This is a genomic window from uncultured Microbacterium sp. (assembly GCF_900078385.1).
Taxonomy (GTDB): domain Bacteria; phylum Actinomycetota; class Actinomycetes; order Actinomycetales; family Microbacteriaceae; genus Microbacterium.
The window spans coordinates 791,852-813,342 of sequence record NZ_FLQR01000001.1 but is presented as its reverse complement, the minus strand read 5'-3'; the positions used below and the strand labels follow the sequence as shown (position 1 = coordinate 813,342).

The following is a 21,491-nucleotide window of genomic DNA, read 5'->3' as shown; positions in this document are numbered from 1 at the left end:
CTAACCGTCGGACCGGGAAGATTTATCTTGATATCAAGATAAATCTATCATGCGTCCCGGCGTCCGTAGAGAGCCCGGACGGTCAGCCAGGTGACGGCGACGAGGGGCGCGAACAGAGGCAGGCCCATGACCAGCTTGAGGGTGCCGAGCGTCGTGACGTCGCCCGCGAGGTAGAAGGGCAGCTGCACGCCGAGCCGCAGGAAGAACAGGGCGGACCAGGCGATCGCGAGCCAGAAGAACACCCGTCGCTTGCGTTTGTCCGCGCGCCAGGCCGTTCCCTCCCCCATGAGGAAGCCGGCCGCCAGGCCGATGAGCGACCAGCCGATGACGGCGGAGATGAGGAGCGCTGTGCCGTAGGCCGCATTCGTGATGAACCCGGGGATGAAGTTGTTGGCCGCGTCGCCGGTGAAGACGGCGAAGGCGGCCGCGACGGCCGCGGCGAGGAGCCCTCCGACGGCCGCGCCGACCGGCTGGCGGGCGAGCAGCCGAGCGATCGTGAAGACAGCGGCGATGCCGACCGACAGGCCGAGCGAGAGCCACAGGTCGCCGTCGCCCGTGGCGGGGTCGATCGTGAGGGTGTAGATCACGATGAAGACGAGGCCGGGGATGACCGACTCCGCCACGCCGCGCCAGCCGCCCATGGCCGACCACACGACATGTCCCGCGCTGGCCTCGGCGGCCGGGTCGAGGCCGGCCTTGCGGGCGGCGCCGCCCAGCGCCTGCCCGAACAGCTCCGCGGCCGTGGGCTGCGGCTCGGGGCCCTCGCCCTGGCTCATGCCGTGCCCGGGGAGGCCGGCATCTTGAGCGGGATGAGGTCGCGCGGGGGCATCGGCGTGCCGCCGCGCACGACGACGATGGAGCGGAAGAGGTCCTCGACCTGCGCCGCCGCGTCGACGTCGCTCGTGGCAGCTCCCCCGATCACGCCGCGCAGGAACCAGCGCGGACCATCCACGCCGACGAAGCGCGCGAGGCGCTTGCCCGCGGTGCCGTCCGGTCCGGCGACGACCGGGACCTCGGCGAGCAGCTCGTGGCCGAGGGGGCCCTCGCGCTCTTCGACGCGCCCGCCCTGCTGCCGGATCTGCTGGCGGATCTGGTCGCGGGTCTCGTCCCACAGTCCCGTCGAGCGGGGCGCGGCGAAAGGCTGCACCTGCAGGGTCGATCCGGCGTAGTCGAGCCCGACGGCGACGATGCGCTTGGTCTGCTCCTCGACCTCGAGGCGGAGGTTCAGTCCCTCGCGCGGCAGGATCTTGATGCCGCCGAGGTCGATGTAGGGGCGGACGGGGTTGGCCTCGGACTCGTCGAAGGGTCCGGTGCTCGCGCGGTCGGCGATCGTGCCGTCGGCGGTGTCTTCGCTCATGAGGCGGCTCCTGTCGTGATGCCGGTGGACCCGAATCCGCCGTCGCCGCGGGCGCTGCCGGGGAGGGTCGTGACCGGGATGAAGGTGGCGCGCGGGACCGGCATCACGATGAGCTGGGCGATGCGGTCGCCGGAGGCGATGTCGAACGCGTTGTCGAGGTCGGTGTTCAGCAGCGACACCTTGATCTCGCCGCGGTAGCCGGCATCCACCGTGCCCGGGGAGTTGACGATCGTGATGCCGTGCTTGGCCGCCAGGCCGCTCCGCGGCACGACGAAGGCGACGTACCCCTCCGGGAGCGCGATGCGCACGCCTGTGCCCACGAGCGCGCGCCGACCGGGCTCGAGGCGGATCGCCTCGGCCGAGACCAGGTCGGCACCGGCGTCGCCCGGGTGTGCGTAGACGGGAACCTGCGGCGCGATAATGGGAACGTCCACGGATTCGATCACCAGACGAGGCTAATGCACATGACCGCAGCCGGCACGCGGCCTGCAGCCGCCGGATACCGGGAGCGATTGAGCCCCTCGCTGTGGGCGCTCGTGAGCGCCGCGGTCGGCGGCCCCATGGTCGCGCTCGTCTTCGCGCCGATCGACCCGACGCTCGCGCTCGTGATCGGCGCGGTCGCGGGGATCGCGATCGTGGCCGCCCTGATCGCGACGGCGCCGGTCGTCGCCGTCGCGGGCGGCGAACTGCACGTCGGACGCGCGCACATCGATGTCGCGGAACTCGGCGTGCCCGTCGCACTCGCCGGAGAGGACGCCCGCCAGGCGCGGGGTCCCGGCCTGGGCCGCGGCGCCTGGCACCTGCTGCGCGGCGGCGTCGACGGGGTGGTGCGGGTGCCCGTGCAGGATGCGGACGATCCCGTCACCGAGTGGGTCTTCTCCTCGCGCACGCCGGACCGGGTCGTCGCCGCGATCCGTCGCGCGCAGTCAGCGCGCTGACGCGCGGGAGATCAGGCCGCGCACTCCACGCAGATGGCGCCGGTGCCGGTCTCGTGGTCGATCTGGGTGCGGTGCTTCACGAGGAAGCACTCGATGCAGGTGAACTCGTCCTCCTGCGGCGGCAGCACGACGACGTCGAGTTCGAGGTCGGAGAGATCGGCACCGGGCAGCTCGAAGCCGGACGGGTTGTCGGCGTCCTCGTTGTCGACGGCGCCCGACATCTTGTCGGGGACGCGCTCCTTCAGGGCCTCGATCGACTCGCTGTCGTCTTCGGTCTTGCGGGGGGCGTCGTAATCCGTAGCCATGCTCGAACGTCTCTACTTCCAGAAGGTGCTGTGGGCCCGATGGGGCGGCGATAGTTTGCATGACCGAGGTGCTTTTCGCAAATGCGCGTCGGGTGGCGCGCGCGTCGATCGCCGCGTCCCGTGAAACTGACGGCGCGCCCTCGATATTCCCGGGGACGGGCGAGCGCTGTGACAGCATGGGCGCACACGCAGGATCGGGAGGGGTGTTTCGCATGGAGCAGCTCAAAGTCATCGGGACCGAAGAGGGCATCCTCGTCCTCGCCACGGAGTCCGGGGAGCGTTTCACGCTGCCCGTCGACGAGACGCTGCGCGCGCAGCTGCGCCGCACGCCACGGGATGTGGAGCCGCGCGCCGCGCGCCCGAGTCCGCGCGAGATCCAGTCGCACATCCGCTCCGGCCTCTCCGCCGAGGAGGTCGCCGCGCTGCTCGGCATCCGCCTGGAGGACGTCGCCCGGTTCGAGGGCCCCGTCCTCGCTGAGCGGGAGCACATCGTCGGCCAGGCACTCGCCGTTCCCGTCCTCATGGGCGGCGACATCGAGCCGGATGCCCAGCCCACCTTCGGCGCCGCCGTCCGCGCGAAGCTCGCCGAGGCGGGCGCCTCGGGCGAACGCTGGTCGAGCTGGCGCGAGCAGACCGGCTGGGTCGTCAAGCTCGAGTTCATCGCGAACGAGGTCGACCACGATGCGCGGTGGTCGTTCGACCCGCGTCGCTCCACGCTCGCCCCGCAGAACTCCGACGCCGTGCAGCTCTCCCGCCAGGGGTCGCTGCCGGAGGGTCTCATCCCGCGGCTGCGCGCCCTGGACTCCTCACCGCTGAAGGACGCGTCGCGCTTCGACAGCGGCGCGTTCGGTCCCCGCCGGATCGCCGAGCCGGATGCGGACGACCAGCCCGAGCTGCGCACGCCCGCCACGGCGGCCGTGCAGGAGGCCGCGATCAAGCGGGCGCCCGACCAGGGCGTCACGTCGGCGGAGACCGCCGATCTCCTCGAGGCGCTGCGCCGCCGCCGCGGTCAGCGCGAGCCGATGCCCTCCGACGAGCACGCGGACGCCCGCTCGCACACGCCCGTCGCCCTCTTCGACGCGCTCGAGCCCGGGTACGACGACATCGTCCCCGAGCCGGAGTCCGTCGAGCAGCCGCGCGCCGATGAGGCCACGACCGCGGACCTCGGCAAGCGCAAGGGCCGCACCTCGATGCCGTCCTGGGACGAGATCGTCTTCGGCGCACGCACCGAAGACGGCTGAACCCGCGTCAGCGGGCGAAGGCGCCGAGCCCGATGAGCGGGACTACGCGCTCCTGATCGGTCAGCGAGCCGTGCTGCCCGATCATGTTCTGCGGCTTCTTGTCCGCGAGGCGGTCGTCGTAGTACACGACCGATGACCGCGCCGCGACCAGGACGTCCCCGATGCGCGGCGCGACGGCCGGGTCGACCTGCGGCCCGAAGAGGCCCGCGGCCACTGCCTCGTCCCGTCCGAACACCCACGCGCGGTGCGACTCCGCCGCGCGCCAGCGGGCCAGGACGGCGGCGGACTCGCCCTCCTCGGCGTAGAGGTGCAGCATCCGCGGCTCCCCCGCGACGATGCGCACGCCCTCCAGAAGCGGGTCGTCCTCGCCCAGGAGGATCTGCCGGTGCCGCGGCACATCGACCATCCCGTGATCGGCGGTCACGATCGCGCCGACGTCGCGCGGAAGGCTCTCCTCGAGATGGCGCGCGGCCGCGTCGACGGACTCGAGGCCCGCCGTCCACGCACCGCTCTCCCACCCCTGCGCATGGCCGATGGTGTCGAGCTCCGGCGCGTACAGGTAGACGAGGGCCCCGTCGTGCTCCGCCGCGAGCGCGGCCGCCCGCGCGACGCGCTCGGCGAGATGTCCCGCACCGACGAAGGTCGCGCCGCGCTGGATGGCCCGCGTGAACCCGGTGCCCGCGTACAGCGGACGCGAGACGACGAAGCAGGGCCGTCCCGCCGCGGACTCGCGGGCGAGGAGGGGCTCCGCGCGCTGCCAGGTGAGCGGGTCGAGGCCGTCGGTCTCCCAGCCCTTCAGCTGGTTCGGGGCGGTGTCGGTTCCCGGCACGCGGGCGCGGTATCCGACGATGCCGTGCACGCCGGCATCCACCCCCGTCAGGAGGCTCGTGAGCGCGACGGCGGTCGTCGACGGGAAGACCGTCCGTGCGGAGTCCCGCTTCGCCATCCGCTGCGCGAGGAATCGCGCGTGTCCGGCGCGGGCGGTCAGGTTGCCGCGCCCGAGCCCGTCGACGACCATGACCACGGCGGACCGGGCCGGCGAGAACCAGTCCGCACCGCCGGACATCGAGGCCAGCACCTGCGGCACGACACCGGTGAGGCTCCGGGCTGATGGCGGGTCCGCGGGTAGGCTGAGAGACATCGGGGCCAGTCTCGCACACGGCGGACGGGGCCTCTTTTCCCGTCACCGGAGGACCGCTCAGATCCATGGCAGCTTCGCGCACCGACTCCGCCCCCATCGACGACGGGCGCATCGAAGACGTCGACGTCTCCGCGGAGATGCAGGGGTCCTTCCTCGAGTACGCGTACTCCGTCATCTACTCCCGTGCGCTGCCCGACGCGCGCGACGGCCTCAAGCCCGTGCAGCGCCGCATCCTGTACCAGATGGCCGAGATGGGCCTGCGCCCCGACCGCGGGCACGTCAAGAGCGCCCGCGTCGTGGGCGAGGTCATGGGCAAGCTCCACCCGCACGGCGACTCCGCCATCTACGACGCGCTCGTGCGGCTCGCGCAGGACTTCGCCCTGCGGGTCCCGCTCGTCGACGGCCACGGCAACTTCGGCTCCCTCGACGACGGCCCGGCGGCGGCCCGCTACACGGAGGCGCGGCTGGCTCCGGCGGCGCTCGCGCTCGCGGAGAACCTCGACGAGGACGTCGTCGACTTCATCCCGAACTACGACGGCCAGTTCCAGCAGCCCGCGGTGCTCGCGGCCGCCTTCCCGAACCTCCTCGTCAACGGCGCCACCGGCATCGCGGTCGGCATGGCGACGAACATGGCGCCGCACAACCTCATCGAGGTCGTCGCCGCCGCCGTGCACCTCCTCGACCACCCCGAGGCGACGCTCGAAGAACTCATGGAGTTCGTGCCCGGTCCCGACCTCCCCGGCGGCGGCGTCATCGTCGGCCTGGACGGGGTCAAGGACGCCTACGCGGGCGGCCGCGGCTCGTTCCGCACCCGCGCGAAGGTGTCGATCGAGTCGGTCGGACCGCGCCGGACGGGCATCGTCGTGACCGAGCTGCCGTACATGGTGGGTCCCGAGCGCGTCATCGAGAAGATCAAGGACGCCGTCGGGGCGAAGAAGCTCACCGGCATCGCCGATGTCACCGACCTCACCGACCGCAACCACGGCCTGCGCCTGGTCATCGGCATCAAGACGGGCTTCGACCCGGCTGCGGTCCTCGAGCAGCTGTACCGGCTGACCCCGCTGGAGGATTCCTTCGGCATCAACAACGTCGCCCTCGTCGACGGGCAGCCGCAGACGCTCGGGCTCAAGGAGCTGCTCCGCGTCTACCTCGATCACCGCGTCCAGGTCGTCACCCGGCGCTCCCGGCACCGTCTCGGCCGACGGCAGGAGCGCCTGCACCTCGTCGAGGGCCTCCTCATCGCGATCCTGGACATCGACGAGGTCATCCAGGTCATCCGGGGCTCGGACGACTCCGAGCAGGCGCGTCAGCGCCTCCGCGACGTGTTCGACCTGTCCGAGCCGCAAGCGGAGTACATCCTCGAGCTGCGCCTGCGCCGCCTGACGAAGTTCTCCCGCGTCGAGTTGGAGACCGAGCGCGACGCGCTGAAGGCCGAGATCGCGCACCTCGAAGAGCTCCTCGCGAGCGACACCCTGCTGCGCGCGCAGGTCGCGCGGGAGCTGGATGCGGCCGCCGAGGCGTACGGCACGCCGCGGCGCACCCTGCTCCTCAACGGCGGCCCCGTCGCGCCGCGGTCGCGCGCCGCGGCGCCCGCCGATCTCCAGATCGCCGATGCCCCGTGCCGCGTGTTCCTCTCGGCCACGGGCCGGATGGTGCGCGCCGAGCTCGCCGTCGACACGCTGGGCGGCGGCATCGTGCCGCCGGCGCGGCGGTCCAAGCACGACGCCGTCCGCTCCGGGGTCGACGCCACGACCCGGGGAGACCTCGGCGCGATCACCTCCGCGGGCCGCCTCATCCGCTTCTCCCCCGTCGACCTGCCCTCGGTGCCCGGCAACTCTGTGCAGCTGGCCGCCGGCACGAAGGCCGACCAGTACCTCGGGCTCTCCGGCGCCGAGCACGTCGTCGCCGTCGTGCCGCTCGTCGAGTCGCCGACGGTCGCCCTCGGCACCGCCCAGGGCGTCGTCAAGCGGGTCGCCGCGACGGAGCTCGGCACGAAGCACGACGTCGAGATCATCGCGCTGAAGGACGGCGACCGCGTCGTCGGCGCCGCCCCGGCGCCGGACGGGGTCGAGCTCGTCTTCGCGACGTCCGATGCACAGCTCCTGCGGTTCGCGGCCGATGCGGTGCGGCCCCAGGGGCGCTCGGCCGGCGGCATGGCCGGCATCCGCCTCGCGCCGGGCGAGAGCGTCGTCTTCTTCGGGACCGTCGCCCCCGACGACGAGGACGCCGTCGTCGTCACGGTCGCGGGCTCGCACCAGGCGCTGGTCGGCGCCGACGCCGGCAGCGGCAAGGTGACGGCGCTGAGCGAGTTCCCCGCCAAGGGCCGCGCGACCGGCGGCGTGCGCGCGCAGCGCTTCCTGAGGGGCGAGGACACGCTGACCCTCGCGTGGGTGGGCACCGACCCGCGGGCCGTGGGCACCGACGGCGCCGTGCGCGCACTGCCGGCGGCCGGTGCGAAGCGCGATGCCTCCGGGCAGGCGCTGGACGCCGTCATCGGCGCGATCGGCACCGCCGTCGGCTGATCCGACGAGGTCGCGCCGGCGACCCGGAGGAGATCCCCCGGCGCTCAGGCGTCGATGGCCTCGCGGTTGAGGCGGTCGCTCGAGGAGACGATGAAGTCGCGGCGCGGGGCGACGTCGCTGCCCATGAGCAGCTCGAACACGTGCGCCGCCGCCTCGGCATCCTGCACGCGCACGCGGCGGAGGGTGCGCCCAGCGCGGTCCATCGTCGTCGTCGCCAGCTGATCGGCATCCATCTCGCCGAGGCCCTTGTAGCGCTGGACGGGCTCCTGCCAGCGCTTGCCGGACTTCTGCAGCTTCGCGAGCAGGCTGTGCAGCTCCTGCTCGGAGTAGGTGTAGACGGTCTCGTTCGGCTTCGAGCCGGGGTTCACGACGATCACCCGATGCAGCGGCGGGACGGCCGCGTACACGTGCCCCTCCTCGATGAGGGGGCGCATGTACCGGAAGAACAGGGTGAGGAGGAGGGTGCGGATGTGGGCGCCGTCGACATCGGCGTCGCTCATCAGGATGATCTTCCCGTAGCGCGCCGCGGACAGGTCGAACGAGCGGCCGGAACCCGCCCCGATCACCTGGATGATGGCCGCGCACTCCGCGTTGGAGAGCATGTCGCTCACCGACGCCTTCTGGACGTTGAGGATCTTGCCGCGGATGGGCAGGAGGGCCTGGTACTCGCTGTTGCGTGCGTGCTTCGCGGTGCCGAGCGCCGAGTCGCCCTCCACGATGAACAGCTCGGACTGCGCGACGTCGTTCGTGCGGCAGTCGGCGAGTTTTGCGGGAAGCGAGGACGACTCCAGCGCGTTCTTCCGGCGCTGGGTCTCCTTGTGCGTGCGCGCCGAGATGCGCGCCTTCATCTCCGCGACGACCTTGTCCAGCAGCAGAGCCGTCTGCGCCTTGTCGTCGCGCTTGGAGGACGTGAAGCGCGCGGCCAGCTCGCGCTGGACCACGTTCGCGACGATGTTGCGCACCGCCGGTGTGCCGAGGATCTCCTTCGTCTGCCCCTCGAACTGCGGCTCGGGCAGGCGCACCGTCAGGACGCACGTGAGCCCGGCGAGAATGTCGTCCTTCTCGATCTTCTCGTTCGCGCCCACCTTGAGCTTGCGCGCGTTCTGATCGATCTGGCCGCGCACGACCTTCATGAGGCCCTGCTCGAAGCCCTGCTGGTGGGTGCCGCCCTTGGGTGTCGAGATGATGTTGGCGAACGACCGGCTCGTCGTCTCGTATCCGGTGCCCCAGCGCAGCGCGATGTCGACCTGGCACTCGCGCTCGAGGTCCGTCGGCACCATGGCGCCGGTCGGCTGCAGCACGGGCACCGTCTCGGTGAACGTGCCGGAGCCGGTGAGGCGCCACGTGTCGGTGAGGCCGGAGTCGGGGGCGAGGAAGTCCGCGAACTCCGAGATGCCGCCGTCGAAGCGGTAGCTCGTCTCGACGCGCTCCGGGCCGCGCTCGTCGGCGATGACGATCTCGAGGCCGGGGACGAGGAACGCCGTCTGCCGCGCGCGCTGGACCAGTTCGTCCAGGTGGAACGCGGCATCCTTCGTGAAGATCTGCCGGTCCGCCCAGTAGCGGATGCGGGTGCCCGTGACGCCCTTGGCGACCTTGCCGACGACGCGCAGGTCGGACGACTTCTCGAACGGGGTGAACGGCGAGTCCGGCTTGTCGCCGGCGAAGAGGCCCGGCTCGCCGCGGTGGAACGACATGGCCCACGTCTTGCCGCCGCGGTCCACCTCGACGTCGAGGCGTTCGGACAGGGCATTGACGACCGAGGCGCCGACACCGTGCAGACCGCCGGAGGAGCCGTACGAGCCGCCGCCGAACTTGCCTCCGGCGTGCAGCTTCGTGAAGACGACCTCGACGCCGCTGAGTCCCGTGCGGGGTTCGACGTCGACGGGGATGCCGCGGGCGCGGTCGCGCACCTCGACGCTCCCGTCGGCGTGCAGCAGGATGTCGATGCGCGCACCGTGGCCGCCGAGGGCCTCATCGACCGAGTTGTCGATGATCTCCCACACGCAGTGCATGAGTCCGCGGGAGTCGGTCGAGCCGATGTACATGCCGGGACGCTTGCGGACGGCCTCGAGCCCCTCGAGCACCTGGAGGTGATGGGCGGAATACTCGGCTGTCACAATCCTCTAGCGTATCCGCGGCGGGTCCCCCGGAGCCGCAGACACACGCGCCATCGGGCCGGGAGACGCCCCACGGCGAGACTCACGGTACGCGCACAGCGAAATGTGACCGGATCGCGGCATTCTCGAAACATCGGCGTGGTTGTATTTCATGACCGGACCGGATCTTTGACGTTAACGAGGAGGCACCCAGAATGAGCATGTCGACCACCACAGAGTCCCCCGCCGTCCTCGAGTACCGCCTGAGCGCCGCCGATCGCTGCGACTCCTGCGGTGCCCAGGCCTACATCGCGGCCGAGGTGAACGGCAGCGAACTCCTGTTCTGCGCGCACCACGGACGCAAGTACGAGGAGAAGCTGCGCTCCGTCGCCACCTCCTGGCACGACGAGACGGCACGTCTGACCGAAGCGGTCTGACGCCACCCACGATCACCGAAGCGCCGAGGCGGCCACGCCCCTCGGCGCTTCGTCGTTCCCGGTGCCTCGTGTGACTCAGAAGCCGATCGCGGCGCGGTAGACCGCGAGGAGGCCCGTCCGCACGCCCGACGCCGACGGCTTGGGCTGGAAGACACTCGAGTTGTGGTTGCCCTCGATGACGACGGGGCCGCTCGGGGTGATCGCGAGATCCCAGCCCACGTACGGCGCCTCGGGGGTCCGGCGGGCGAGGGCGAACGCCAGCTCGACCACCTGGTCGTACAGCGGCACGGGGAAGCCGACGATCGGCGTCTTCGTCACGGGATGCGCGGGGTACACGTTGCTGTTCTTGTCGACGCCCGGGTACAGCGCGACACCGTGCTCGTCGAGCATCGTGAACATGCCGCCGGAGGCGAAGTTGTCGATCACGGCGCCGTTGCCGATCCGCAGGACCGCCGCCAGGAGGTGCACGACACCGGCCTTGTCGAGGAACGTGATGAGGCGCACCGTGTTGACGCTGTCCGGGTACAGCGCCGACATGTCGGGATGCTGGACGATGAACTCGTCGATCATCGTCTGGCCCTTGCCGGTCACCTCGGCGCGGAACGCCGCCGCATCGGTGTCCGGTCCCGTCTCGTGCAGTTCGATGCCGCCGCCGCCGTGTCCGTCGTTCGGCTTCGCGAGGACCTTGGGATGCCGTGCCAGGAAGGCCGCCAGCTCCGTGTCGTCGACGTCGCGGAGGTCGATCGACTCGCGACCCAGCAGATCGGCGTACTCACGCGCGAACCGCCGCTTGTCCTCGAGCTTCGCGCGCCCCTCGGGCGTGTTGTACATGCGTGTCACGCGGAACGACTTCGGGTGCGTCATCCACGTCCCGCGCTCCTTGGCGTTCAGGAGCCGGATGTCCCACACGGCGTAGTCACGGAACCCCATGTCGTACTTGACCGAGCACCACAGCATGTCCGCGATGATCACCGGCAGCGGGGCCTTGGAGACCTTCTGCGTCTGCCGCGCGAACTCGACGAGGTTTCCCGGACGGATGTTGCGCGCCCGGTTGAGGAGATACCCGAGACGCACACGACCCTGACCCATGGATTCGACCCTAACCGTCGTTGAACGTCAGAACCGCATCGCAGCGCGGTAGCGCGGCAGCAGGCCCTGACGGATGCCGGAGACCGACGGCTTCGACTGGAAGACGCCGGTGTTGTGGTTGCCCTCGATGACGACGGGGCGCTCAGGAGTGATCGCGATGTCCCAGCCGATGTACGGCAGCGCGGGCACGCGCCGCGCCAGGCGGTCGACGAGCTCGAGGATCTGCGGGTACAGCGGCACCTGGTAGCCGGTGATCTCGACGCCCGTGATGGGGTGCGTCGCGAACGGCCGCCCCTCCTCGTCGCTCGCGGCGTGCAGGGCGCGGCCGGACTCGTCGAGCATCGTGTACATGCCGCCGTTGCTGAAGTTGTCGATGACGCCGCCGTTGCCGACCTTGAGGACGGCGGCCAGCAGGTGCACCGCGCCGTCGGGGTCGAGATAGGTCACCATGCGGAGCGAATTGACGCTGCCGGGGTACAGCCGGGCCATCTCGGGATGCTGCACGAGCACCTCTTCGACGAGCGTCTGACCCGACGAGAGGAGCTCCTCGCGGAGCGCCGCGACATCGCGGATGTCCGCGGTGTCGCGCATCGTGATGCCGTTGCCGCCGACGCCCCCGGGGTTCTTCGTGATGACGCGGTCGAACCGGCGGACGAACTGCTCGAGCTGCACGAGGTCGGTCTTCGCGACGTCGAGCCAGTCTCGGCCGAGCTCGTCGCCGAAGCGGCCCGCGAACTCGAGCTTGTCGTCGAAGATCGCGCGCTGCGCGTCGTCGTTGAGCTTCCGCGACAGGTGGAACGACTTCGGGTCGGTCATGTAGGTGCGGCGTTCGCGGCCACGCAGGATCCGGAAGTCCCACTCGGAGTAGTTCTCGAACGTCGTCTCGTAGCGGACGGCGCACCAGGCCATGTCGAGGGCCACCCACCATACGGGCGCCTTCGACAGCCGCGCCGACTGGCGCGCGAACTGCAGGACGCGCTCCCGGTCGAAGGAGACGATGCGGCGCACGAAGAAGCGCGCACGCCGATAGAGACGGTTCACGGCGCCCATGTCAGGCCTTGCGGATGACACCGAGCGGGGTGGACTGGTGTCCCTGCCCGAGCGGGTTGTCGCCGAGGATGCGGACGAGCCGCTGCTCCCCCGCCTTGTCCAGCGTGGAGCCGAGGATGTTGCCGCCGATATCGTTGATGTCGACGACCGCGACCTCCGCGGTGCCGCCCACCAGCGTCTTCAGCCGCGCAGCGACCTCGTCGGGCTTGTCCGGCCCGAGCACGACCGCCTGGTTGTACGGCGGGATCGTCCCGCTCGTCGGCCCGTCGATCGCGCGCGCCTTGTCGCCGGCGATGCGGTAGAAGTCGCCGCGGCGCCCGAAGAGCTTCGTGACGGCGCTCACACCGGCCGCGAACAGGATGCGGGGCGTCCCGCACTCGCGGAGCGCCATCTCCATGGTCTCGGGCATGCCGAGGCCGATGCCGTAGGGCGTGCGCACGACGTACTTGGAGAGGAACCGCGCGAGACGGCGCGGCTGGATCTCATCCAGGCGGAACGAGCGCCCCTGCGTGATCGCGACGATCTTCTCCGTCACGAACAGGATGTCGCCGGGCTGCACCGTCGGCGTCGCGTACTCCGCCACGAAGGCGTCGAGGTCGTCGCCCGGCATCACGACGCGCGTCCGGATCGGGATGCGCGCGTACGAGACGCCGTCGACGGCGACCTCGAGGGCCTTGCCCTCGTTGGCCGCCGCGGTCATTCGAGGTAGTCCCGCAGCGACTGCGAACGCGACGGGTGACGCAGCTTCGCCATCGTCTTGGACTCGATCTGCCGGATCCGCTCACGGGTCACGCCGAACGTGTCGCCGATCTGGTCGAGCGTCTTGGGCTGACCGTCGCCGAGGCCGAAGCGCATGCGGATGACGCCTGCCTCGCGCTCGGACAGGGAGTCCAGGAGCGACTCGAGCTGACGCTGCAGCATCGTGAAGCCGACGGCATCCGCCGGCACGACCGCCTCGGTGTCCTCGATGAGGTCGCCGAACTCGCTGTCGCCGTCCTCGCCGAGCGGGGTGTGCAGCGAGATGGGCTCCCGGCCGTACTTCTGGACCTCGACGACCTTCTCCGGCGTCATGTCCAGCTCGCGGGACAGCTCCTCCGGGGTGGGCTCGCGGCCCAGGTCCTGGAGCATCTGGCGCTGCACGCGGGCGAGCTTGTTGATGACCTCGACCATGTGGACGGGGATGCGGATGGTGCGGGCCTGGTCGGCCATGGCGCGCGTGATCGCCTGACGGATCCACCACGTGGCGTACGTGGAGAACTTGAAGCCCTTCGTGTAGTCGAACTTCTCGACGGCACGGATGAGACCGAGGTTGCCCTCCTGGATGAGGTCCAGGAACTGCATGCCGCGGCCGGTGTAGCGCTTGGCGAGCGAGACGACGAGGCGCAGGTTCGCGCCGAGCAGGTGGCTCTTCGCGCGCTGACCGTCGCGGGCGACCCACTGCAGGTCCAGACCCAGCTGCTTCGACTTCTCCGCCGCCGTCATGTGCGACAGCTTCTCCTCGGCGAACAGGCCCGCCTCGATGCGCATCGCGAGCTCGACCTCTTCGGCCGCGTTCAGCAGCGGCACCTTGCCGATCTGCTTCAGGTAGTCCTTGACCGGGTCGGCCGTCGCGCCGGTGATCTGGGTGGAGTAGACCGGGACGTCGTCCTCGTCGCTGGAGGAGATGACGATCGCGCCCGTGGGCAGCGGCTCGCTGAAGGCGGGCTTGACCGTCTCCTCGTCGTCTTCGTCGTCCTCGTCCTCGGACGCCTTGGCGGCATCCTTCTTCTCGGGGGCGGTCTCGTCCGCGTCGTCGGCGTCGTCGATCTCGACGTCCTCCAGCACGACCTCGTCTTCGGCCTCGTCGTCCTCGTCCTTGGCCTTCGCCTTGGCGGCGCGGGCCTTCGCCGGGGCAGCCTTCGCGGCCGCGGGCTTCGCGGTCGTGGTCTTCTTCGCCGCGGTCGCCTTCGCCGCGGTGGTCTTCGTGGCCGCCGCCTTCGCGGGGGCCTTGGCGGGTGCCTTCGCGGCGGTGGCCTTGGCCGGCGCCTTCGCGATCGGCGTCGTCGCCTCGGTGGTGTCCTCGGCGGGGGTGCGGGTGCTCTTCGTGCCTGACGTCACGTCTTGCCTTTCACCGACGGAGGCCGCCGGGGTTTCGGACACTAGTAAGACCCTTGTCAAGTCCCCGGGCTGCGCCGTCAGGCGCCGCGCCGGTGTCGACAACGGGTCAGATGGTCCATTGTCTCACATGTCGCGTCGGATGCCGGTGCGGCGGACCGCCGCGCGGGCGTTCCGCGTCATGGGAGAGAACGCCCCCGCGCGCGGGGGCATTCCGTCAGTGGCGCATCCTCTTGTCGTCGTCCCCGGGGGGCCGGGTCGCCAGGAACCGCTCCAACTCGGCGGCGATCTCGTCGGCGCTCGGCAGGTCGCCCGCGTGGATGATCGGCTGCCCGAGGGTCGAGCCGGCCATGTAGGAGTCGTAGCGCTCCTCGAGGTTGTGCAGCATCGTCGTCAGCTCGGTGCTGCCTTCGACCTGGTCGTCCACCTTCTCGAGGTACACGCGGTTCTCCTCGCGGAGATCATCGCTGGAGAACACGAGACCGGTGGCGACCGTCAGGCTGTCCAGCGCCGCGATCGCGGCGGCCGGGTAGTCGGTGTCGCCGAGGTAGTGCGGCACCAGCAGGACGAACCCCGCGACCTCGGCGCCGGCCTGCGCGAAGCGGTGCTCCAGCAGGTGCCCGACGGAGGCGGGGACCTGTGTCCGCGGCTGCCAGACCGAGTGCGCGTGCGTGAGGTCGGTGCGCGTGCCGCTGACCGTCGTGCCCAGCGGCCGGGTGTGCGGCACGGGCATCGGGATGGCGTGCACCCAGGTGACGGTCGCGGCCTGCAGCCCCTCGGCCAGTCCGACGACGGTCTCGGCGAACGCCTCCCACGCGAAGTCGGGCTCGTAGCCCGCGAGCAGCAGGAAGGGGCTTCCTTCGGCGTCGTGCGCGAGCGACAGCTCCAGCCGTGCCGGGCGGTAGTCGGTGAGGTGGTCGGTGTCGAACGTGATGACGGGGCGCCGGGCGCGGTAGTCCAGCAGCACGTCGGCGGAGAAGGCGACGACCGGCGTCGGGTCCAGGTCGTCGCGGAAGTAGTCGATGACCCGCGCGACGGCGCCCCCGGCATCCGTGAATCCCGTGAGCGTGATGACGAGCGGAAGCCCCGGGGGCACCGGCGGCGCGGACACGACTCGCTCGTACAGAGGACCGGACAGAGGCATGAGACAACTGTACGAGCCACCGTGGGCGCCGGTCGCGCCACCGTCCCGCTCACAGCGAACACGCGAACCTAGGATGGGACGCATGCCTTTTCCCGCGCTGTCGCACAGCACCGCACCCCTGCAGGAATCCGACGCGGAGGCTCTCGTCCTCGCCCTTCCCCCGCTGGATGCGGCGGCGGAGGCGCTGACGGACTGGCCCGGGCTCGCCGCCTCGCTGACCGCCATCGGCTTCACGGGCACGGCCGGCGCGACGCACCGCGTCTATGCGCCGGAGTCGACCGCCAAGCCCCTCATCGTGGTCGGGACGGGCACGGCCGGCGGTGCCGCGGCGATCCGCGACGCCGTGGGTGCCGCAGTCCGCGTCACGACCGGATTCGAGACGCTGGCGGTCGCCGCACCGGGCGCCCCGGACCAGTGGCGCGCGGCAGCCGAGGGCGCCGTGCTCGGCGGCTACCGCTTCGCCGGCTACAAGAAGGATGCCGGGAAGACGCGCGCGTCCACCGTGACCGTGCACTCCCCCGCCGACGTCACCGACGACGACCTGGCGGCCGTGACCGCGACGGGCGACGCCGTCGCCCTCGTGAAGGACCTCGTGAACATCCCCGCGGAGTGGCTCGGCCCCGCCGACTTCGCAGAGCGCGCCGTCGAGGCGACCGCCGGGCTCCCCATCGACGTGCAGGTCTTCGACGAGGAGCGCCTCGCGGCGGACGGCTTCGGCGGCATCCTCGGTGTCGGGCAGGGGTCGGACCGGCCCCCGCGCCTCGTCCGCGTCGAGTACGCCCCGGAGGGCGCCACGCGTCACGTGGCCCTCGTCGGCAAGGGCATCACGTTCGACACCGGCGGCCTCTCCCTCAAGCCCGCCGCCGCGATGGTCGGCATGAAGTACGACATGTGCGGCGCCGCCACGGCGCTCGCCGTCGTCCGGGCCGCGGCCGCGCTCGCCCTCCCCGTCCGCGTCACGGGCTGGCTGTGCGTCGCCGACAACATGCCCTCCGGTCGCGCCATCCGGCCCGGCGACGTGCTCACGACACTCGGCGGCACGACCGTCGAGGTGCTCAACACCGACGCCGAGGGCCGGCTGGTCCTCGCCGACGGCCTCGTGGCGGCCAGCCGCGAGCACCCGGACGTCATCGTCGACGTCGCGACCCTCACGGGCGCCATCACGGTCGCCCTCGGCAACCGGCTCGTCGGCGTGATGGGCTCCGACGACGCCGTCGCGGAGTACCTCTCGGCGTCCGAACGCGCCGGCGAACCCGCCTGGCGGCTGCCGCTCCCCGCGCACATGGAGGAGGAGCTGGACTCCCCCATCGCCGACCTGCAGAACGCGAAGATCGGCGACCCCGCCGGCGGGTCGCTCTTCGCGGGTCTGTTCCTGCGCCGCTTCGTCGGCACCGTCTCGGCCGCGCCCGACGCGCCCCGTATACCCTGGGTCCATCTGGACATCGCCGGCGCCGGCATGCACAAGGGCGGCGGCTACGGTGCCACCGACAAGGGTCCGACGGGCGCGACAGTCCGTTCCCTCATCGCGTTCCTGGAAGGGGCAGCATGACCGACCACACCGCCGACGTCGTGATCCTCGGCGGTGGCAGCGGCGGCTATGCCGCGGCCATCCGTGCCGCCGAGCTCGGGAAGTCCGTCATCCTCATCGAGAAGGACAAGGTGGGCGGCACCTGCCTGCACCGGGGGTGCATCCCGACCAAGGCGCTGCTGCACGCGGCGGAGGTCGCCGATCACGTCCGCGACGCGGGCGCCGTCGGCGTGACGGCGACGCTCGAAGGCATCGACATCGCGCGCGTCACGACGTACCGCGAAGGGATCGTCGCGAAGAAGTTCAAGGGCCTCGAGGGGCTCGTGAAGGCACGCGGCATCACCGTCGTCGCGGGCGAGGGGCGCCTGGCCCCCGACCGCTCCGTCACGGTGGGAGACGACGTCTACCGCGGCGGCGACGTCATCCTCGCGACCGGCTCCTACAGCCGCACGCTGCCCGGCCTCGAGATCGGCGGGCGCGTGCTCACGAGCGACGGCGCCCTGGCGCTCGAGGAGATCCCCGAGCGGGTCGTGATCCTCGGTGGCGGCGTGATCGGCGTGGAGTTCGCGAGCGTCTGGCGCTCGTTCGGCGCCGAGGTGACGGTCGTGGAGGCGCTGGACCACCTCGTCCCGAACGAGGACATCGCGCTCAGCAAGGCGCTCGAGCGGGCGTTCCGCAAGCGCGGGATCACCGCGAAGCTCGGCGTGCGCTTCGCCGGCGTGACGCAGACGGATGCCGCCGTGTCGGTGGCCCTGGAAGACGGCACCGCGATCGAGGCAAACTATCTTCTGGTCGCCGTCGGACGCGGACCGGCGACGGCGGGTCTCGGGTTCGAAGAGGCCGGCGTCGCCATCGAACGCGGCTTCGTCACGGTCGATGGGCGACTGCAGACCAGCGTCCCGCACGTGTGGGCCGTCGGCGACATCGTCCCGGGACTGCAGCTCGCGCATCGCGGCTTTCAGCAGGGCATCTTCGCGGCCGAGCAGATCGCCGGTCTCAGCCCGGTGGCGATCCCCGAGTCCACGATCCCCCGCGTCACCTACTCGAGCCCCGAGGTGGCCTCGGTCGGCCTCACGGAGGCGCAGGCACGGGAACTCCACGGCGATGCCGTGGTCGCGTACGAGTACAACCTCGCCGGAAACGGCAAGAGCGAGATCCTCGGCACGGCGGGCATCGTGAAGGTGATCCGTCAGGTCGACGGGCCCGTTGTCGGCGTGCACATGGTCGGCGATCGCGTGGGCGAACTCATCACGGAGGGACAGCTCGCGGTCGGCTGGGAAGCCCACCCGGAGGACCTCGCACCCCTCATCCACGCGCACCCGACGCAGAGCGAAGCGCTCGGCGAAGCGTTCCTCGCCCTCGCGGGCAAGCCCCTCCACGCGCTCTGACCTCCCGGTCGCGCATCACTAAGCTAGAGACGACATCGACATTTTGAAGGAGACAAGGTCATGAGCACATCCGTGGTCCTCCCCGCGCTCGGCGAGAGCGTCACCGAGGGTACGGTCACCCGCTGGCTCAAGAAGGTCGGTGACACCGTGCAGGCCGACGAAGGGCTGCTCGAGATCTCGACCGACAAGGTGGATACCGAAATCCCTTCCCCGATCAGCGGCGTCATCGAGGAGATCCTCGTCCAGGAGGACGAGACCGTCGAGGTCGGCGCCGTCCTGGCGAAGATCGGCGACGGCTCCGGCGCCCCCGCGGACGAGGCGCCCGCCGCCGAGGCCCCGGCCGAACAGGCCGCGCCCGCCGCCGAGGCGCCCGCCGAACAGGCCGCTCCCGCCGAACAGGCCGCTCCCGCCGAACCGGCCGCTCCCGCCGAACCGGCCGCTCCCGCCGAACAGGCCGCTCCCGCCGCTGAGGCTCCCGCCGGCGACGCGAAGGATGTCGTCCTCCCGGAACTGGGCGAGAGCGTGACCGAAGGCACCGTGACCCGCTGGCTCAAGCAGGTCGGCGACAGCGTCGAGACGGACGAGCCGCTCCTGGAGATCTCCACCGACAAGGTCGACACTGAGATCCCCGCGCCGTTCGCCGGCGTGCTGCAGGAGATCGTCGTGGGCGAGGATGAGACGGTCGCCGTCGGCGCGGTCCTGGCCCGCATCGGCTCCGGCGCCCCCGCCGCGGCAGCCCCCGCACCGGAGGCTCCCGCCGCTCCGGCAGAGGAGGCTCCCGCACCGGAGGCTCCGGCACAGGAGGCCCCGGCGGCTGCTCCCGCACCGGAGGCTCCGGCACAGGACGCGCCCGCTCCCGCCGCTCCCGCCCCGGCAGCTCCGGCGCCGGCGGCTCCGGCTGCCGCCGCTCCGGCCGCCGATGAGGACGCACTGACCTATGTCACGCCGCTCGTGCGCCGCCTGGCCCAGCAGCAGGGCGTCGACCTCGCGACGGTCACCGGTACCGGTGTCGGCGGACGCATCCGCAAGGAGGACGTCCTCAAGGCCGCGGAGGCCGCCAAGGCACCCGCCGCCGCGCCGGCGGCCCCGGCTGCCTCCCCGGCCGCTCCCGCCCTCGAGGTCTCGCCGCTCCGCGGCACGACGCAGCCCATGTCGCGGCTGCGCAAGGTGCTCGCCGAGCGTGCGGTCGCCTCGATGCAGCAGACGGCCCAGCTGACGACGGTCATCGAGGTCGACGTCACGAAGCTCGCGTCGTTCCGCGACCAGGTGAAGGGCACCTTCCAGGAGAAGACCGGCGACAAGCTGTCGTTCCTGCCGTTCTTCGCGCTGGCGGCCGCCGAGGCTCTGCAGGCGTACCCGATCGTCAACGCGACGGTCGACGGCACCGACATCGTCTACCCCGCGAGCGAGAACCTCTCGATCGCGGTCGACACCGAGCGGGGTCTCCTCACGCCCGTGCTGCGTGACGCCGCGTCGAAGAACCTCGCGCAGATCGCCCACGAGATCGCCGATCTCGCGGCGCGTACGCGCGACAACAAGCTGAAGCCCGACGAGCTGGCCGGTGGCACGTTCACGCTGACCAACACCGGGTCGCGTGGTGCGCTGTTCGACACGCCCGTCGTGTTCCTGCCGCAGTCGGCCATTCTCGGCACCGGCGTCGTCGTCAAGCGCCCCGGCGTCGTGAGCGTCGACGGCAAGGATGCGATCTCGGTCCGCTCGTACGTCTTCCTCGCGCTGTCGTACGACCACCGCACGATCGACGGCGCCGACGCGGCCCGTTTCCTCGGCGCGGTCAAGGCACGCCTCGAGGCCGCGCAGTTCGAGGGGCAGCTCGGGATCTGATCCCGCGTCGAGCCTGAGTCACGGCTGGTCCGCGACGTCGTAGACGTCGCGGACCAGCCATTTCTCGTCGTCCCGGACGATCACCACGATCTGCGGCGGGACGTCCCCGTCGGCGCCCTCCACGCGCAGGACGGTGACGCCCCCGTACTCGTCGAGCACGCTGACGCGCCGTTCGACGTCCGGGGCGCTCGCGATGCCCGCGGGCAGGGGGCGCCGCGGATCCTCGCGAGGGTCGGCCGTGCCGCAGGGTGCCGCGACGCACCGTGCGAGGTCGTCCAGGAGCCGTGCGAGGTCCTCCGCCGAAGACGGGGCTGTGCCGGTGGTCTGCCCGCTCGGCCGGCCGGCGTCCTCCGGGGCGGCGGCCTCGTTCGGCGTCGCACGCGGCGCGGGCACGTCGCCCGTGGTCGCCTCCTCGGGCCACAGGACACCCACGGTCACGATGAGGCCGGCCAGTCCGGCGCCGAGAAGCCACGGCGCGCGCCGTCGGGTCGCCCGCACGGTCCGTTGCGTCTGCTCGACCGGCATCCGTCGGCGCAGCGCCGTGCGCACGCGGTCGGCGAGTCCCGCATCCACCCATCGGGCGACGAGTTCCGGCCAGCGCGGTGGGGGCGGCTCGTCGACCGGCTCCGCGGGCCGGGCGAGGTCGCGTACCCGCACCGGGGTCAGCCGCGTCCCGAGCGCGGCCGGCTCGGCGAGGGCGAACAGCGCGTCCTCGCAGCGCCCGGCGTCCCGTGCCAGGAGACGCGGGTCGGTGATCGCGTCGCCGCAACGCTCGAGCGCCGTCGCCGCGTCCGCCCCCTGATCGCCGCCGAGCAGCGCGATCAGCCGGGCGGTCGCGGGCCGCCACGGCGACTCGCCGGTGAGCGCGAGCACCGGCCGACCGGCATCCGTCACCCACCACTCCCCCCGCGTCGCGCCGAGGTCGTCGGCTTCGACGGCGCCGCGCAGCAGACTCACGGCGACCGTCACCGTCTCGCCGGGGGTCAGCGGCGCACGCCGCGCGACCGCCTCGTGGAGGCGCTCCGCGCACAGCGGCAGGACGACGGCATGGCCCGTCGGGGTGCGCGCGATCTCGAGCGGTCCCAGCACGTGCCCGTCGGGGTCGGCTCGCCATGCGGGCCCGTCCCGGAAGTCGTCGGCGTCCACCCACACGCGTGCCGGGTCGCCGGCGACGACGACCCCGGGGTACGGATGTTCGCCCGCCACGACGGACCGCAGCCGCGGCGGGGCCGTGAGCAGATCGGCGACCGCGGGCTGAGGCATCCCGTCAGTGTGCGCGGGCGCGCGTCCCGCCCCGTGGCGCCGCCGGCGATCTGTGG

General features: G+C 71.6%; 19 protein-coding genes. 7 read left to right on the top strand and 12 right to left on the bottom strand.

From position 1 onward, the window contains the following. Positions 1 to 47 precede the first annotated feature (47 nt). From QZL85_RS03975 to dut, 3 genes are read right to left on the bottom strand one after another with little or no spacing between them, the layout of a single operon-like run. Positions 48 to 776, bottom strand: a complete 729-nt coding sequence (locus QZL85_RS03975; protein ID WP_295573838.1) for a DUF3159 domain-containing protein — start codon at positions 774 to 776, stop codon at positions 48 to 50. Continuing rightward, positions 773 to 1,357, bottom strand: a complete 585-nt coding sequence (locus QZL85_RS03970) for a DUF3710 domain-containing protein (protein ID WP_295573836.1) — start codon at positions 1,355 to 1,357, stop codon at positions 773 to 775. Before QZL85_RS03970 ends, QZL85_RS03975 begins: the two co-directional genes overlap by 4 nt. Next, a complete protein-coding gene (dut, locus tag QZL85_RS03965) occupies positions 1,354 to 1,803 on the bottom strand; it encodes a dUTP diphosphatase (RefSeq protein ID WP_295573834.1) in 450 nt (149 codons plus the stop codon). The genes QZL85_RS03970 and dut overlap by 4 nt, the downstream gene beginning before the upstream one ends. Before the next feature lie 18 nt (positions 1,804 to 1,821). Between dut and QZL85_RS03960 the strand changes: the two genes are divergently transcribed. Beyond that, positions 1,822 to 2,295, top strand: coding sequence for a DUF3093 family protein (locus QZL85_RS03960; RefSeq protein ID WP_366208639.1), 474 nt, complete (start codon positions 1,822 to 1,824; stop codon positions 2,293 to 2,295). 11 nt (positions 2,296 to 2,306) lie between these two features. Here the strand turns inward: QZL85_RS03960 and QZL85_RS03955 are convergent, their stop codons facing one another. Continuing rightward, on the bottom strand, positions 2,307 to 2,600 hold the full coding sequence (locus QZL85_RS03955) for a DUF4193 domain-containing protein (RefSeq protein ID WP_295573830.1): 294 nt from the start codon (positions 2,598 to 2,600) through the stop codon (positions 2,307 to 2,309). Between the two features lie 212 nt (positions 2,601 to 2,812). Between QZL85_RS03955 and sepH the strand changes: the two genes are divergently transcribed. Beyond that, positions 2,813 to 3,841: a septation protein SepH gene (gene sepH / locus QZL85_RS03950; protein ID WP_295573828.1), complete on the top strand. Its 1,029-nt coding sequence runs from the start codon at positions 2,813 to 2,815 to the stop codon at positions 3,839 to 3,841. Positions 3,842 to 3,848: 7 nt separating this feature from the next. On the opposite strand, the gene QZL85_RS03945 is transcribed toward sepH, so the two are convergent. Further along, a complete protein-coding gene (locus QZL85_RS03945) occupies positions 3,849 to 4,982 on the bottom strand; it encodes an alkaline phosphatase family protein (RefSeq protein ID WP_295573824.1) in 1,134 nt (377 codons plus the stop codon). A 65-nt stretch (positions 4,983 to 5,047) separates the two neighbouring features. Between QZL85_RS03945 and QZL85_RS03940 the strand changes: the two genes are divergently transcribed. Further along, positions 5,048 to 7,504, top strand: coding sequence for a DNA topoisomerase (ATP-hydrolyzing) subunit A (locus tag QZL85_RS03940; protein WP_295573821.1), 2,457 nt, complete (start codon positions 5,048 to 5,050; stop codon positions 7,502 to 7,504). 44 nt (positions 7,505 to 7,548) lie between these two features. Here the strand turns inward: QZL85_RS03940 and QZL85_RS03935 are convergent, their stop codons facing one another. Beyond that, complete coding sequence (locus QZL85_RS03935) at positions 7,549 to 9,624, bottom strand: type IIA DNA topoisomerase subunit B (protein ID WP_295573952.1); 2,076 nt, start codon at positions 9,622 to 9,624, stop codon at positions 7,549 to 7,551. 197 nt (positions 9,625 to 9,821) lie between these two features. Here QZL85_RS03935 and QZL85_RS03930 point away from each other — a divergent pair, with 197 nt between their 5' ends. Next, the gene (locus QZL85_RS03930; protein WP_295573819.1) at positions 9,822 to 10,037 is read left to right on the top strand and encodes a hypothetical protein; all 216 of its coding nucleotides are present in this window, start codon (positions 9,822 to 9,824) and stop codon (positions 10,035 to 10,037) included. A gap of 75 nt (positions 10,038 to 10,112) precedes the next feature. On the opposite strand, the gene QZL85_RS03925 is transcribed toward QZL85_RS03930, so the two are convergent. The 5 genes from QZL85_RS03925 to QZL85_RS03905 all read right to left on the bottom strand — a co-directional run bounded on the left by QZL85_RS03925 (position 10,113) and on the right by QZL85_RS03905 (position 15,414). Beyond that, complete coding sequence (locus tag QZL85_RS03925) at positions 10,113 to 11,126, bottom strand: sugar-transfer associated ATP-grasp domain-containing protein (RefSeq protein ID WP_295573816.1); 1,014 nt, start codon at positions 11,124 to 11,126, stop codon at positions 10,113 to 10,115. A 27-nt stretch (positions 11,127 to 11,153) separates the two neighbouring features. Beyond that, a complete protein-coding gene (locus QZL85_RS03920) occupies positions 11,154 to 12,176 on the bottom strand; it encodes a sugar-transfer associated ATP-grasp domain-containing protein (protein ID WP_295573813.1) in 1,023 nt (340 codons plus the stop codon). A gap of 1 nt (position 12,177) precedes the next feature. Then, complete coding sequence (locus QZL85_RS03915) at positions 12,178 to 12,876, bottom strand: coenzyme F420-0:L-glutamate ligase (protein ID WP_295573811.1); 699 nt, start codon at positions 12,874 to 12,876, stop codon at positions 12,178 to 12,180. Beyond that, the gene (locus QZL85_RS03910) at positions 12,873 to 14,273 is read right to left on the bottom strand and encodes an RNA polymerase sigma factor (protein WP_295573809.1); all 1,401 of its coding nucleotides are present in this window, start codon (positions 14,271 to 14,273) and stop codon (positions 12,873 to 12,875) included. The genes QZL85_RS03915 and QZL85_RS03910 overlap by 4 nt, the downstream gene beginning before the upstream one ends. Before the next feature lie 214 nt (positions 14,274 to 14,487). Then, positions 14,488 to 15,414, bottom strand: a complete 927-nt coding sequence (locus QZL85_RS03905) for a proteasome assembly chaperone family protein (protein ID WP_295573807.1) — start codon at positions 15,412 to 15,414, stop codon at positions 14,488 to 14,490. 82 nt (positions 15,415 to 15,496) lie between these two features. On the opposite strand from QZL85_RS03905, the gene QZL85_RS03900 reads away from it, so the two are divergent. From QZL85_RS03900 to sucB, 3 genes are read left to right on the top strand one after another with little or no spacing between them, the layout of a single operon-like run. Next, positions 15,497 to 16,963 carry a leucyl aminopeptidase gene (locus QZL85_RS03900; RefSeq protein ID WP_295573804.1) on the top strand — a complete coding sequence of 489 codons (1,467 nt, stop codon included), beginning with the start codon at positions 15,497 to 15,499 and terminating at the stop codon, positions 16,961 to 16,963. Continuing rightward, a complete protein-coding gene (lpdA, locus tag QZL85_RS03895; protein WP_295573802.1) occupies positions 16,960 to 18,330 on the top strand; it encodes a dihydrolipoyl dehydrogenase in 1,371 nt (456 codons plus the stop codon). Before QZL85_RS03900 ends, lpdA begins: the two co-directional genes overlap by 4 nt. Before the next feature lie 60 nt (positions 18,331 to 18,390). Beyond that, a complete protein-coding gene (sucB, locus tag QZL85_RS03890; protein ID WP_295573800.1) occupies positions 18,391 to 20,172 on the top strand; it encodes a 2-oxoglutarate dehydrogenase, E2 component, dihydrolipoamide succinyltransferase in 1,782 nt (593 codons plus the stop codon). An 18-nt stretch (positions 20,173 to 20,190) separates the two neighbouring features. On the opposite strand, the gene QZL85_RS03885 is transcribed toward sucB, so the two are convergent. After that, positions 20,191 to 21,435 carry a hypothetical protein gene (locus QZL85_RS03885; protein WP_295573798.1) on the bottom strand — a complete coding sequence of 415 codons (1,245 nt, stop codon included), beginning with the start codon at positions 21,433 to 21,435 and terminating at the stop codon, positions 20,191 to 20,193. Between the last annotated feature and the right edge of the window lie 56 nt (positions 21,436 to 21,491).